The organism is Actinomyces oris (assembly GCF_006546825.1).
GTDB lineage: Bacteria > Actinomycetota > Actinomycetes > Actinomycetales > Actinomycetaceae > Actinomyces > Actinomyces oris.
In genome coordinates this window covers 73,780-86,478 of the sequence record NZ_VICC01000008.1, presented here as the reverse complement: position 1 = coordinate 86,478, position 12,699 = coordinate 73,780, and the positions used below count along the sequence as shown (strand labels likewise).

The 12,699-nt window shown below is 70.2% G+C and carries 14 protein-coding genes; all 14 read right to left on the bottom strand.

The genetic code is table 11. The features are described 5' to 3' along the window. Positions 1–110: 110 nt before the first annotated feature. A complete protein-coding gene (locus FK267_RS12170) occupies positions 111–527 on the bottom strand; it encodes a DUF2550 family protein (protein ID WP_141407354.1) in 417 nt (138 codons plus the stop codon). 3 nt (positions 528–530) lie between these two features. Continuing rightward, a complete protein-coding gene (locus FK267_RS12165; RefSeq protein ID WP_141407353.1) occupies positions 531–797 on the bottom strand; it encodes a F0F1 ATP synthase subunit epsilon in 267 nt (88 codons plus the stop codon). Between the two features lie 45 nt (positions 798–842). Further along, complete coding sequence (gene atpD / locus FK267_RS12160; RefSeq protein WP_141407352.1) at positions 843–2,279, bottom strand: F0F1 ATP synthase subunit beta; 1,437 nt, start codon at positions 2,277–2,279, stop codon at positions 843–845. A gap of 93 nt (positions 2,280–2,372) precedes the next feature. Further along, positions 2,373–3,320 carry a F0F1 ATP synthase subunit gamma gene (locus FK267_RS12155; protein ID WP_070661188.1) on the bottom strand — a complete coding sequence of 316 codons (948 nt, stop codon included), beginning with the start codon at positions 3,318–3,320 and terminating at the stop codon, positions 2,373–2,375. Position 3,321: 1 nt separating this feature from the next. Further along, entirely contained in the window at positions 3,322–4,953 is a 1,632-nt protein-coding gene (atpA, locus tag FK267_RS12150; protein ID WP_003789538.1) for a F0F1 ATP synthase subunit alpha, read from the bottom strand. Between the two features lie 104 nt (positions 4,954–5,057). Then, on the bottom strand, positions 5,058–5,873 hold the full coding sequence (locus FK267_RS12145; RefSeq protein WP_003789535.1) for a F0F1 ATP synthase subunit delta: 816 nt from the start codon (positions 5,871–5,873) through the stop codon (positions 5,058–5,060). Then, the gene (locus tag FK267_RS12140) at positions 5,870–6,451 is read right to left on the bottom strand and encodes a F0F1 ATP synthase subunit B (protein ID WP_020991854.1); all 582 of its coding nucleotides are present in this window, start codon (positions 6,449–6,451) and stop codon (positions 5,870–5,872) included. The genes FK267_RS12145 and FK267_RS12140 overlap by 4 nt, the downstream gene beginning before the upstream one ends. Further along, complete coding sequence (gene atpE / locus FK267_RS12135) at positions 6,451–6,660, bottom strand: ATP synthase F0 subunit C (protein WP_003785325.1); 210 nt, start codon at positions 6,658–6,660, stop codon at positions 6,451–6,453. The genes FK267_RS12140 and atpE overlap by 1 nt, the downstream gene beginning before the upstream one ends. 79 nt (positions 6,661–6,739) lie before the next feature. Continuing rightward, positions 6,740–7,609, bottom strand: coding sequence for a F0F1 ATP synthase subunit A (gene atpB / locus FK267_RS12130; RefSeq protein ID WP_003789532.1), 870 nt, complete (start codon positions 7,607–7,609; stop codon positions 6,740–6,742). A 217-nt stretch (positions 7,610–7,826) separates the two neighbouring features. Further along, a complete protein-coding gene (locus FK267_RS12125; protein WP_003789530.1) occupies positions 7,827–8,348 on the bottom strand; it encodes a hypothetical protein in 522 nt (173 codons plus the stop codon). Further along, positions 8,345–9,610 carry an MraY family glycosyltransferase gene (locus FK267_RS12120; RefSeq protein WP_003789528.1) on the bottom strand — a complete coding sequence of 422 codons (1,266 nt, stop codon included), beginning with the start codon at positions 9,608–9,610 and terminating at the stop codon, positions 8,345–8,347. Before FK267_RS12120 ends, FK267_RS12125 begins: the two co-directional genes overlap by 4 nt. After that, on the bottom strand, positions 9,607–10,377 hold the full coding sequence (locus FK267_RS12115) for an L-threonylcarbamoyladenylate synthase (RefSeq protein ID WP_040321533.1): 771 nt from the start codon (positions 10,375–10,377) through the stop codon (positions 9,607–9,609). The genes FK267_RS12120 and FK267_RS12115 overlap by 4 nt, the downstream gene beginning before the upstream one ends. Positions 10,378–10,514: 137 nt before the next feature. Beyond that, on the bottom strand, positions 10,515–11,228 hold the full coding sequence (locus FK267_RS12110) for a response regulator (RefSeq protein WP_003789524.1): 714 nt from the start codon (positions 11,226–11,228) through the stop codon (positions 10,515–10,517). Between the two features lie 83 nt (positions 11,229–11,311). After that, positions 11,312–12,679: an ATP-binding protein gene (locus tag FK267_RS12105; protein ID WP_373693218.1), complete on the bottom strand. Its 1,368-nt coding sequence runs from the start codon at positions 12,677–12,679 to the stop codon at positions 11,312–11,314. Positions 12,680–12,699: the final 20 nt, after the last annotated feature.

Genomic DNA, 12,699 nt, shown 5'->3' with positions numbered 1-12,699 from the left:
GGCCAGGAGGCTGCATCCCCGCCCCGGCGAATCCGGCCGCCAGGCTCACCGGCCAGCCACAGCCGCCGGGCTCATCGGCAGGGCGCGCCTGCGAGCCCCGACGTCGGGTCTCAGAAGAGCCTGGGCTGCTCGGGGGCGGCGGACTCCACCCAGGCGACCAGCGCCGAGTGGGACTCCTCCATCATGGCCAGGTCGAAGCCCTCGGGGCTGCGGGTGGCGTCCACGCAGTGCACCTCGACGACGCGCCCCTGCTCCCGGCGGCGCCGTGCCTCGGAGAGCTCCAGGTTCAAGCGGCTCCATGAGCGCGACGGCTTGGTGGAGAAGGACACGAGGCGGTACCACTCCAGGGAGTCGAGCTGGAAGGAGGCGACCCCGCTCAGCCAGCGCTGGGCCCCGCGGGGACGCAGGGCGCACTCGAAGGAGCCGACCTGCCCGGCCAGGTAGCGCAGACGCAGCAGGAACCCGCCTGCCAGCAGCACGAGGACGATGACGACGAGCGCCACGATCATCCACACGTGCTGCCCCATGACTCAGGCCTCCACGCCCTGTTTCACGTGGTCGGCGGCGATCGTGATGACGTCGTGGTCCACGGAGCAGAAGCCTCCGGACACCTCGATACTGCACATCTCGCCGTCGATGGGACTCAGTCGCACCGGACCGGCCCCCAGGACCGCCACGAGGGGCTGACGACCCGGCAGGATCCCCAGCTCCCCGTTAATCAGGGGCACGGAGACCTGCGTCGCCTCTCCGGTCCAGGCCTCGCCCGCCGGCGAGACCACCTCAACGTGTAAGGCCATGTCCCCCTCCTTTCCTGCGCCCGGTTCTACCCGGATCCTAACGACTCAGGCGTTGAGCTCGGCGGCGCGACGCTCGAGGTCCTCGATGCCACCGATGTTGAAGAAGGCCTGCTCCGGCAGGTGGTCGTAGTCACCGTCGCAGATGCGGCGGAAGGCCTCGATGGTCTCCGACAGCGGCACGGTGGAGCCGGCCACGCCGGTGAACTTCTCCGCCATGTAGGTGTTCTGGGACAGGAACTGCTCGATGCGGCGGGCGCGAGCCACCGTCACCTTGTCCTCCTCGCCGAGCTCGTCGACACCGAGGATCGCGATGATGTCCTGGAGCTCCTTGTTCTTCTGGAGGATGGACTTCACGCGGGTGGCGACGTCGTAGTGCTCCTGGCCCACGTAGCCGGGGGCCAGCAGGCGCGAGGTGGAGGTCAGCGGGTCCACGGCCGGGTAGATGCCTCGCGAGGCGATCTCACGGCTGAGCTCGGTGGTGGCGTCCAGGTGGGCGAAGGTCGTGGCCGGCGCCGGGTCGGTGTAGTCGTCGGCGGGCACGTAGATCGCCTGCAGGGAGGTGATGGAGTGGCCGCCGGCGGAGGTGATGCGCTCCTGGAGCTGGCCCATCTCGTCGGCCAGGTTGGGCTGGTAGCCCACGGCCGAGGGCATGCGGCCCAGCAGCGTGGAGACCTCGGAGCCGGCCTGGGTGAAGCGGAAGATGTTGTCGATGAACAGCAGCACGTCCTGGTGCTGGACGTCGCGGAAGTACTCGGCCATCGTCAGGGCGGACAGGGCCACGCGCAGACGCGTGCCCGGCGGCTCGTCCATCTGGCCGAAGACCAGGGCGGTCTTGTCGAACACGCCGGCCTCGTCCATCTCGACGATGAGGTCGTTGCCCTCACGGGTGCGCTCCCCCACGCCGGCGAACACGGAGACACCACCGTGGTTCTGGGCCACGCGCTGGATCATCTCCTGGATGAGGACGGTCTTGCCCACGCCGGCGCCGCCGAACAGGCCGATCTTGCCGCCCTGCACGTAGGGGGTGAGCAGGTCGATGACCTTGATGCCGGTCTCGAACATCTGTTCCTTGGACTCGAGCTGGTCGAAGGCCGGGGGCTGGCGGTGGATGGGCCAGCGCTCGGTGATCTCCAGCTGCTCGCCGGGGGCGAGGTTGAGGACGTCGCCGGTGACGTTGAAGACGTGACCCTTGGTCACGTCGCCCACGGGCACGGAGATCGGCGCTCCGGTGTCGCGCACCTGCGAGCCGCGCACGAGGCCGTCGGTGGGCTTGAGGGAGATCGTGCGCACGATGTTGTCACCCAGGTGCTGGGCGACCTCCAGGGTGATCTCGTGGGGCTCCTCGCCGGCGCTGGTGGCCTGGACGGTCACCTTGAGGGCGTTGTACATCGCCGGGATCGCATCAGGCGGGAACTCGACGTCGACGACGGCGCCGATGATGCGGGTGATGCGTCCCGTCCCGGGGGTGGTGGTGTCAGCCATGTGCGTTCTTCCGTATCTTCCAGAGCTGAGAGGGGTCCTGCTCGGTGAGGTGAGTCTGTGTGGGGTTCTCGACGACGTCGGGGGCTGCCCGGTCTATTCGGCCCCCAGGGCGTCGGCACCCGAGACGATCTCAGTGATCTCCTGGGTGATGTCGCCCTGGCGGGCCGCGTTGGCCAGGCGGGTGTAGGTGGTGATGAGGTCCTCGGCGTTGTCCGTGGCCGTGTGCATGGCCTGCTGGCGGCTGGCCAGCTCGGAGGCGGCCGACTGCAGCAGGGCGTTGCGGATGCGCGAGCCCATGTAGCGGGTCAGGAGGGCGTCAAGCACCTCGGAGGGCCCGGGCTCGAACTCGTAGAGCGGCATGGAGCTGCCGCGCTCGGCCTCCAGCTCCTTCTCCAGGGCCTCGTTGCCGGCCTCGTCGAGCTCACCGGCGCCTTCGACGTCGACCACCTTGAGCGGGAGCATACGACGCACCTCGGGGACCTGGGAGATCATCGAGACGTAGCGGGTGAAGACGATGTGGACCTCGGCGACGCCACCGGCCTCGGGCGGCTGGAGGAAGTAGTCCAGGAGGACGGTGGCGACCTCCTCGATGGACTCGTCGCTGGGACGGTCCGACTGTCCGGTCCAGGAGAACTCGATCGGCCTGTCCCGGAAGCTGAAGTAGTTATGGGCGCGTCGGCCGAAGGTGAAGATCACCGGCTCCTTGCCGTCCTTGACCAGCTCCTCGATGAGGCGGCCGGTCTCGCGCAGGATGGTGGCCGAGTAGGCGCCGGCCATGCCGCGGTCGGAGGTGACCACGAGGATCGCCACGCGCTTGGTGTCGGTGCGCTTCTGGGTGATGGGGTGCTCATCAAAGCGGGAGTACGTCCCCAGTGCGGCCACCGCCTGGCTCAGGGCGTGATCGTAGGGCGAGGCCTCCTGCGCGTTGCGGCGCGCCTGCCCGATCCGGGACGAGGCGATGAGCTCCATCGCCCGGAACACCTTCTGGAGGGTCTGGGTCGATCGAATACGCTGCTTGTAGACGCGCTGGTTTCCTGCCACGTCAGCCCCTCTTGACCACGAGCTGCTCGGTGGTCCTCTCGGCGGCGGGCTCCTCCTCGGGCTCGGCGACCTGGGCGCCCAGCATCTGCTCACCGGAGGCGAAGGTGCGCCGGAAGGCCTCGACGGCCTTGACCAGGGCCTCCTCGGTCTCGTCGGTGAACTGACCGGTGGACTCGATGGTGTCGAGGATGTCGGTGTTGCGCCGCAGGTGGTCCAGGAAGGCAGCCTCGAAGGGCAGGACGTCGGAGACGTCGATGTCGTCGAGGTAGCCCTTGGTGCCGGCCCAGACGCTGGCGACCTGCTCGGCCACCGGGTAGGGCGTGTACTGGGGCTGCTTGAGCAGCTCCATGAGGCGCTCACCGCGGGTGAGCTGGGCGCGGGTGGCGGCGTCCAGGTCGGAGGCGAACATGGCGAAGGCCTGCATGGAGCGGTACTGCGCCAGGGTGATCTTGAGGGTTCCGGCGACCTTCTTCATGGCCTTGACCTGGGCGGCACCGCCCACGCGGGACACGGAGATGCCGACGTCGACGGCGGGGCGCTGGTCGGCGTTGAACAGGTCGGACTGGAGGAAGATCTGCCCGTCGGTGATGGAGATGACGTTGGTGGGGATGTAGGCCGAGACGTCATTGGCCTTGGTCTCAATGATCGGCAGCCCGGTCATGGAGCCCGCCCCCAGCTCGTCGGAGAGCTTGGAGCAGCGCTCCAGCAGGCGCGAGTGGAGGTAGAAGACGTCACCGGGGTAGGCCTCGCGGCCCGGCGGACGGCGCAGCAGCAGGGAGACGGCGCGGTAGGCCTCGGCCTGCTTGGACAGGTCGTCGAAGACGATGAGGACGTGCTTGCCCTGGTACATCCAGTGCTGGCCGATGGCCGAGCCCGTGTAGGGCGACAGGTACTTGAAGCCGGCCGGGTCGGAGGCCGGGGAGGCCACGATGGTGGTGTACTCCAGGGCGCCGCGCTCCTCCAGGGTGGCGCGCACGGCGGCGATGGTGGAGCCCTTCTGGCCGGTGGCCACGTAGATGCAGCGCACCTGCTTGTTCGGGTCGCCGGACTCCCAGGCCTCCTTCTGGTTGAGGATCGTGTCCAGGGCGATGGCGGTCTTGCCGGTCTGGCGGTCGCCGATGATGAGCTGGCGCTGGCCGCGGCCGATCGGGATCATCGAGTCGATGGCCTTGAGCCCGGTCTGGAGGGGCTCGTGGACGGACTTGCGGGCCATGACGCCGGGGGCCTGGAGCTCCAGGGCGCGGCGCCCCTCGGCCTCGATCTCGCCCAGGCCGTCAATGGGCCGGCCCAGCGGGTCGACGACGCGGCCCAGGTAGGCGTCGCCCACGGGCACGGAGAGGACCTCGCCGGTGCGGCGCACGACCTGGCCCTCGTCGATGCCGTCGAAGGATCCCAGGACGACGACGCCGATCTGGCGCTCCTCGAGGTTCATGGCCAGGCCGGCGGTGCCGTCCTCGAAGGTGAGCAGCTCGTTGGCCATGGCGCCGGGCAGGCCCTCAACATGCGCGATGCCGTCAGCGGCGAAGACGACGTGCCCGACCTCCTCGGCCGCGACCTCGGCGGGCTTGTAGGACTCGGCGAACTCGTTCAGGGCCGAGCGGATCTCCTCGGGCCTGATGGTCAGCTCTGCCATCTCGTCTCCTTGCTGGTTGCGTTCTGGGGCCGGCGGCGCTGGGCGTGAGCGACGACGGCGCGGGGTGGGGTGGTGAAGTTGTGGGTCGGCGTGCGATGCGCGGGTTAGCCCGCCAGGCGGGTGCGCAACTCGGCGACGGCGCTGCGCACGGTGCGGTCCATGACGTAGTTCCTCGCCGAGATGCGGGCTCCGCCGATGACCTCGGAGTCGACCTCGCAGTTGAGGTCGATCCGGGTGCTCAGGCGGCGCTCCAGGATGGTGCGCAGGCGCTCCTCCTGGGCCGAGGTCATGGGGATGGCGGTGACGACGTCGACGATGGTGCGCTGGCGCATCTCGGCGGCCAGCTCGACGACGCGGCGCAGGTTGCGCAGCGGACCGCCCTCGGCGTGGTGGCGCACGCACCAGTCCACCAGGCTCATGGCGGGGGCACTGATGTGGGGGGCGAAGACGGCCTCGGCCAGGCGGACCCGGGCCTCGGTGCTGGTGCGGCGCGAGGGGGCCAGGGCCTCGCGCAGCTCGCGGTTGTCGGCGATCTGCTCGTGGACCTCGAAGAGCTGCTGCTCGATCTGCCCCACCGAGCCGTCCGCGTGGGCGCCGGCAAGGATCGCCTCGATGCCCAGGTCGTGGAGGGCGGAGACCAGGTCCACGGCCTTGGACCAGCGGCCGCGGACCATGGCGCTGAGCAGGTCGACGACGCGCTCGTCCACGGTTCCGGTGAAGAGCCGGCGGGCCAGGGCCACCTTGTCCTCGGCCTCGCGGCCCGGGTCGGTCAGCGGCCCGGGCAGCGAGTGGACGGCGACCTGGTGGGCCAGGGCGAGGATCTGGCGCCCCAGCTCCTGGCCCTCGACGCCCGCGGCCGTGAGCACCGGGCTCCAGGCCTGGCTCACGGTCTCACGGGTGGCGGCAGTTCCTGTTCTCACCGCGTCGCCTCCGCAGTGGAACTGGCGTCGAGTCCCTCGACCGGCTCCATGGTCTCGAGCTCGTCGAGGAAGCGGTCGATGACCCGCTCGGACAGGGCCGTGTCGCTCAGGTGCTCACCGACGATGCGCTCGGCCAGGGTGGAGGCGAGCATGCCGACGTCGGTGCGCAGCGAGATCTGCGCGGCCTGCTTCTCGGCCAGGATCTGACGCTGGGCGCCCTCGATGATGCCTGTGGCCTCCGCCTGGGCGTCGGTGCGGGCCTTGGCGATGATCTCCTTGGCCTCGCCCTGGGCGTTGTCGCGGATGCGGGCGGCCTCGCGACGGGCCTCGTCCACGAGCCGGGTGGCGCGCTTCTCGGCGTCGGCCTGGTCCTGCTTGGCCTTGTCGGCCAGGTCGAGGCCCTCCTGGATGCGCTGGGCACGCTCGTCCAGCACGGCGTAGAGCCGGGGCAGGGCGTAGCGGCCCACCACCAGGAGGATGAGCAGGAGGACGATCGCCGCCCAGAAGATCTCATAGAGCGGAGGCAGGATGAAGGCGGTCCCCCCTCCCTGCCCGCTCTCGGCAGCCAGAGGAAGCATCACTTGACGACGAGCGGCATGACGAAGCCGATAAGGGCCAGGGCCTCGACCATGCCCGCACCGATGATCATGTTGGTGAACAGGCGTCCGGCCACCTCGGGCTGACGGGCCGTGGCCTCCTGGGTCTTGCCGACCAGCAGACCAATGCCGACGCCCGGGCCGAGCGTGGCCAGGCCGTAGCCGACGTATGCGAGAGCAGCGGAGGTCATATGTGGTTCCTTCTTTCTGGCGCCGATGGCGCAGGTGGGGTCAGAGGGTCGTGAAGAGCCTCAGGGACAGGTCGGTGGTCTAGTGGGCCTCGATGGAGAGCTTGATATAGACGGCGCTGAGGATGGTGAAGATGTAGGCCTGCAGGACCGCGACGAAGACCTCGAACAGGGTCACCGCGATCATGGCTGCACCGGTGAGGAAACTTGCCGCCGAAGACGCCTGTAGGTGCAGGAGCAGACTGGTGGTCCCGAAGAAGGTCATGGCGAGCAGCAGGTGCCCGGAGACCATGTTGCACAGCAGACGCAGGGTGAGCGTCACCGGCCGAACAATGAAGTTCGAGAGGAACTCGATGGGGGTGATGAGCAGGTACATCACCTTGGGCAGCCCCGGAGGCAGGAGCTGGGAGGCGAGGAAGTGACCGATTCCCTGCTCCCTGATTCCGGCACCGATGAAGGTGATGTATGTCAGGGCCGCGAACACCAGGGGCACCGCCACCACCGAGGAGGCGGCGATGTTGAGGCCCGGGATGACACCGGAGAGGTTCATGGCGAGCACGCCCAGGAAGAGGGTGCCCAGCAACGGGGCGAAACGACGGCCGTTCTTGTTGCCCAGGAGCATGAAGGCCACGTTGCTGCGCACGAAGTCGGCGATGAGCTCGAGCACGGCCTGGCCGCGCCCGGGGACGGTCTTGAGCCGGCTGGCGGCCACCCCCACCGTCAGGCACAAGGCGACCCCTATGACGACGCGGACGAGGGTGAGCCGGTTGAACTCCAGGAACGTACCCTGGCCAAAGAGCGCTTCGGGGAAGAAGTCCTCGACGCCGGGTGAGTGAGGGTGCTGAGTGAAGGCGGGCACCGCGGTCAGCGCGATGACGGCGACCAGGACGATCAGGAGTACCCAGTACCACAGCGGTTTGGTGAACGGCTTGGCGTCAGCCGTCCGCGGCACAGCGTCGACTGCCGTGCCGTTCTCGGTGGCGGTGTTGGTGGACAGGAGATCCTCCCGATGTCTCTCACGCTTCGAGGCCTGTCCTGATGTCTGCCCCGAACAGGCCTGCTAACCACTGGCAATGCTAGCGCCTAGGAATGGTTCAACGAAGCAAAATCAGCAGGCGCATCCCGATTCATCGTCCTTGCCGCCTCCCGAGGTTGAACCTACGCCTCGGTCAGGACCGACCCGTCGACCCTCCCTTCATCGGCTCCACCGCAAGGATTCGTGCTCGCGTCAGGACGGTCACCTCGGCGAACAGGCTTACCAGCACAGCAACGATGAGTGAGACCCCAATCACTCGAGTGTCCAGCCCGATCACCCGACCGCCGAGGAGTACCAGGGCCAGCAGGGAGATTCTCGCGAGGTAACCGCCGCCCATCCAGGCAGCCATGAGTCCCATCCCGGAGCGCACCATGCGGGCCAGAACCCACCATGTGGAGGCCAGGAGCAGCGCCGTCGCCACCGCGGCCACCGGAAAGGTCCCGGTCGGGCGGGCCACGCCTCCGGTCATGCCGCCACCTACGCACCAGAGGAGCTCAAGCGCCACCAGGACCCCGGTGGCAATCGTCAGGATCCGACGCAGCCGGGCAACAGAGTCGATCAGGACGGCGGTGTTGTGACTGGTCCCCCCGGTCGGTCCCGGCTGCTCGTCGGCAGGTTGCTGCGACATCGGGCCGGAGCCGTGTGCTGTACTCATGCGTCCGTCTCCTCGGGATGGTGGGCGGGAGCCGTTGACACGGCAGCCGACACGACGGCTCCTTGCGGCGCCTGCCCTTCGGCCGGGCGCGTCACCTCACCGGTTCCCGAGACGTTGCGGGAGATGACGATCCGCTGCTCCTGGCGATCCTGGCGCCGGCGCAGCGCCGAGCGCAGGCCGTGGCGCACCCCGGGCATGAGGTCGACGGTGACGACGAAGGCGAACAGCACCGCGAGGGCGAGCCCCGCCAGCACCCAGGGCAGGGGGAAGAAGGCCATGGCAGCCACGGGGAAGGAGGCGACCGCCGCCCACAGGTACATGACCAGCACCGCGCGGCGGTGGGAGTGCCCGGCGGCCAGGAGCCGATGATGCATGTGCATGCGGTCGGGGTGGGTGGGGCTCAGGCCCTTCCGGGTGCGGCGCACGATCGCCATGATCATGTCGGTCAGTGGCAGCAGGAGCACCGCCAGCGGCAGGAGGATCGGCATGAAGGCCGGCAGGGCGCGCGATCCGTCGAAGCTGCCGGGGTCGATCTGCCCGGTGACGATGATGGTGGAGGCGGCCGAGACCAGCCCCAGCTGCATCGCCCCGGAGTCACCCATGAAGATGGTGGCGGGGTTGAAGTTGTGGGGCAGGAAGCCCACGCACACGCCGATGAGCGCGGCGACGATGGTGGCGGCCAGGGAGCTGTAGGAGCCCGGGCTCGTGGCGCGGGTCAGGACGTAGGTGTACAGGAAGAAGGCGGTCGAGCCGATCCCGATGATGCCGGCCGCCAGCCCGTCGAGCCCGTCGACGAAGTTGACGGCGTTGATGGCGGCCACCACGACGATGACGGTGGAGATGAGGGACAGGCGCGAGGAGCCGATCGTCAGCCCGGCCACGGGGAAGGTAAGGAGCTGGACGCCCTGCCAGGCCATAACACCGGCAGCCAGGATCTGGCCGGCGAGCTTAGTCATCCAGTCCAGCTCCCACAGGTCGTCGACGACGCCGAGCAGGCACACCAGCCCCGCGCCCAGAACCACCGCCCAGGCACTGGAGTCGATGACGTCGGAGAGGTAGGGGATCGTGGAGGCCACGGAGATCGCGGAGAACAGGCCGAAGAACATGGCCACGCCGCCCAGGCGCGGGATGGGCGTGGAGTGGACGTCGCGGGCCCGCACGGGGGTCAGCGCGTTACCCACCAGGGCGATGTGCCGGATGATCGGCACGGCCACGTAGGTGGTCGCCGCAGCAATGGCCATGACCAGGAGGTAGACCTTCACGCGCCCGCCTCCGTCCTGCCGCGCGCCGCGCCTGCCGTCCTTTCCGACAGGGCGACACCGGCCACCCGTTCCAGGTCCGCGAGCGCCAGGACCCCCTGGCGCAGGATCCGGGGGGCGCGAGCGTGCTCCCCCGCGAGGGTGACGATGGTGGAGGGAACCGGTCCGGGGGTGGCTCCGCCGTCGAGCAGCAGGATGTCCTCACGCCAGTCGGCGCCGGCGGCTTCACCATCCGCCGTGAGCTCATCGACGCTCCGGACCCGTCCGGGGAAGGCGGCCCGGGCGGAGGCGGCATCGGTGGCGGGCGGCGCGCCGGTGGGGTTGGCGGAGGTGACGGCCAGCGGGCCGCTGCGGCGCAGGAGGTTCAGGGTGAGCTCGTGGGCGGGCATGCGCACGGCGAGGGTGCCGCCGGTCTCCCCCAGGTCCCAGGTCAGGGTCTCGTCGGCCTCCAGGATGAGGGTGAGCGCCCCGGGCCAGAAGGCCTCCATGAGGGCGTGGGCGGCCTCGGGCACCTGGGCGACGAGCCCGATCAGGTCGGCGGGGTCGGCCACGAGGACCGGCGGGGGCATCTGGCGTCCGCGCCCCTTGGCGGCCAGCAGCCGCTCGACGGCCGCGGCGTCGGCGGCGTTGCAGCCGATGCCGTAGACGGTGTCCGTGGGCAGGATGACGAGCCCGCCTGCGCGCAGGTGATCGCAGGCCGGTTGGAGGGGGTCGGGGTGGGGATGAGCGGTGCTCGCGGAGGGCTGCGGGGGGTGGCTCACATCCCGCATCCTGCCACGGATCGGGTCGGTGGCGGGACAGTGCGGAGGTGTGGGCCCGGACGCGATGCCGGACCGTCATCTGACCGGGGCCCCATCGGCGTATCCCTCGGTCCGCTTCCGGGATGAGCCCGGGACGCCGTCGGCCCCTACACGATGCGGCGGGCCACGGCCCAGCGGGTGAGCTCGTTGCGGTTGGACAGCTGGAGCTTGCGCAGGACCGCGGAGACGTGGGTCTCGACGGTCTTGACCGAGATGAACAGCTCGGAGGCGCACTCCTTGTAGGTGTAGCCGCGGGCGATGAGTCGCATGACCTCCCGCTCGCGCGCCGAGAGGCGGTCGAGCTCGGTGTCGGCCACGGCCACCTCGCCCGCTCCGGCACCGAAGGCGTCCAGGACGAATCCGGCCAGGCGCGGGGAGAAGGCGGCGTCTCCGGCGGCCACGCGCCGCACGGCCTGGGCCAGGTCCTCAGTGGAGATCGCCTTGGTGACGTAGCCGCGGGCGCCGGCCCGGATGACTCCGACAACGTCGTCGCTGGCGTCCGAGACGCTCAGGGCCAGGAAGCGCGTCTCGGGGACGTCGTGGCAGGAGGCGACGACCTCGGCCCCTCCCCCGCCGTTGCCGCCGGGCAGGTGGACGTCGAGCAGGACGACGTCGGGCCGCAGGGCGTGGACGGCGGCGATGGCGCCCTCGACGTCGTCGGCCTCGGCGATGATGTCCAGGTCGGGAGCGTGTGCGGTCAGCTCGGAGCGCACCCCGGAGCGGACCAGGGCGTGGTCGTCGACGACCAGGACCCGCAGGGACGCGCTCGCATCGGCGGGCTGGTGGTGGTCTGTGGTGGTACCGGCGGGCGTGTCAGCCATGAGGGTCTTCCTGGTGGTGACGTGGGGTGATCGAGGAGCGGGGGCCGAGTGGGGCCTAGGGAGATGAGTCAACGATAGACGGCTCAGGGGGCGCGCACGGGGAGAGTCAGTGCCACCTCGGTGCCGGTAGACATGCGGCGCACCCGGGCGCTGCCGCCGTGGCGCTCCATGCGGGCGATGATGGACTGGCGCACGCCGTGGCGGTCCTCGGCGATGGCGTCGAGGTCGAAGCCGGGGCCGTGGTCGCGCACGAACACCTCCAGGCTCTCCTCGCCGGCCTCGACGTAGAGGGAGACCGGTGGGGCGCCGTGGCGCACCGCGTTGGACAGGGCCTCGCGGGCGGCGGCGACGATGACCTCGGTGTCGCGGTCGGGGGCCCGGTCGCCGACGCACACGGCGTCGACGGCCACGCCGTAGCGGTCCTCGATCTCACCGGCCAGGTCGGTGAAGGCGTCGGCCACGGAGGTACCCGGTGCGGGGCGGTCGGTGTAGAGCCAGGCTCGCAGCTCGCGCTCCTGGGAGCGGGCCAGGCGGGCCACCGTCTCAGGCTCGTCGGCGCGCTTGCGGATGAGGGTGAGGGTCTGGAGGACGGAGTCGTGCAGGTGGGCGGCGATGTCGGCGCGCTCGGCCTCACGGATCTCGGCGGCACGGGTGTCGGCCAGGGCCCGGTTGGTCCGCAGCCACAGGGGTGCCAGGACCACGCCGATGCCCACCACGAGCGCCCCTCCGGTAAGGAGCCCGGAGATGAGCTTGTAGGGGGTGCTGTCGGCGGCCACCCACACCAGGATGCCGACGACGGCCAGGCACACCCCGCCCGCCACCCGCAGGACAGCGCTCAGGTTGCGGTCGGGGCCGACCAGGTTGTCCATCTGCGACCAGGCCAGGGCCGCCCCGGCGATGACGACGATGATGACTCCCACCGCACCGATCCGGTCCAGCAGCCCAAAACGCCAGGAGGCCAGGAACAGGGCAGCCAGGAGGAGTGCGCCGCCGTCGAGGACCGTCTGCGACAGGCCCAGGGGGGCTCCGCCGTCGGCCCGAGACTCTGCGGTACCTCTCCCACTCCTGAGGCGAGCCGCCAGGCGAGCACGGGAGACCACCGAGGCGGGCACCTCTCCTGCCGGCCCGTTCTCCCCGGGGAGGGTCGCCCACAGCAGGGCGTAGAGCAGGGCTCCCGCGCCGCCGCCGAGGGCGAGGACGACCATGAGCGCGCGGATGTATCGCACGGGGATGCCCAGGTGGAGCCCCAGTCCCGCGCAGACGCCGGCGATGCGGGCGGGGCGGCGCATACGGGCGGCCTCGACGGACAGGTCGGCCGGCGCCGGCCCCAGCTGGTGGGGCAGGCGGCGCAGAGGGGGGCGTCGCCGCAGCTGGCGCGGGGGGCTCCAGGAGTACGCGGGCCCGCCGGCGGTCGGCGAGGGCTGCGTACCCCGCTGCTGAGCTGTCGTCATGGCACCATCGTGGCACGTCA

What these genes read in the sequence shown, in the direction of transcription:
- FK267_RS12140 (WP_020991854.1), bottom strand. Translation starts at nt 6,451, where the DNA reads ATGCTTCCTCTGGCTGCCGAGAGCGGGCAGGGAGGGGGGACCGCCTTC.
- FK267_RS12115 (WP_040321533.1), bottom strand. Translation starts at nt 10,377, where the DNA reads ATGCGGGATGTGAGCCACCCCCCGCAGCCCTCCGCGAGCACCGCTCAT.
- FK267_RS12165 (WP_141407353.1), bottom strand. Translation starts at nt 797, where the DNA reads ATGGCCTTACACGTTGAGGTGGTCTCGCCGGCGGGCGAGGCCTGGACC.
- FK267_RS12125 (WP_003789530.1), bottom strand. Translation starts at nt 8,348, where the DNA reads ATGAGTACAGCACACGGCTCCGGCCCGATGTCGCAGCAACCTGCCGAC.
- atpE (WP_003785325.1), bottom strand. Translation starts at nt 6,660, where the DNA reads ATGACCTCCGCTGCTCTCGCATACGTCGGCTACGGCCTGGCCACGCTC.
- FK267_RS12170 (WP_141407354.1), bottom strand. Translation starts at nt 527, where the DNA reads ATGGGGCAGCACGTGTGGATGATCGTGGCGCTCGTCGTCATCGTCCTC.
- atpA (WP_003789538.1), bottom strand. Translation starts at nt 4,953, where the DNA reads ATGGCAGAGCTGACCATCAGGCCCGAGGAGATCCGCTCGGCCCTGAAC.
- FK267_RS12105 (WP_373693218.1), bottom strand. Translation starts at nt 12,679, where the DNA reads ATGACGACAGCTCAGCAGCGGGGTACGCAGCCCTCGCCGACCGCCGGC.
- atpD (WP_141407352.1), bottom strand. Translation starts at nt 2,279, where the DNA reads ATGGCTGACACCACCACCCCCGGGACGGGACGCATCACCCGCATCATC.
- FK267_RS12110 (WP_003789524.1), bottom strand. Translation starts at nt 11,228, where the DNA reads ATGGCTGACACGCCCGCCGGTACCACCACAGACCACCACCAGCCCGCC.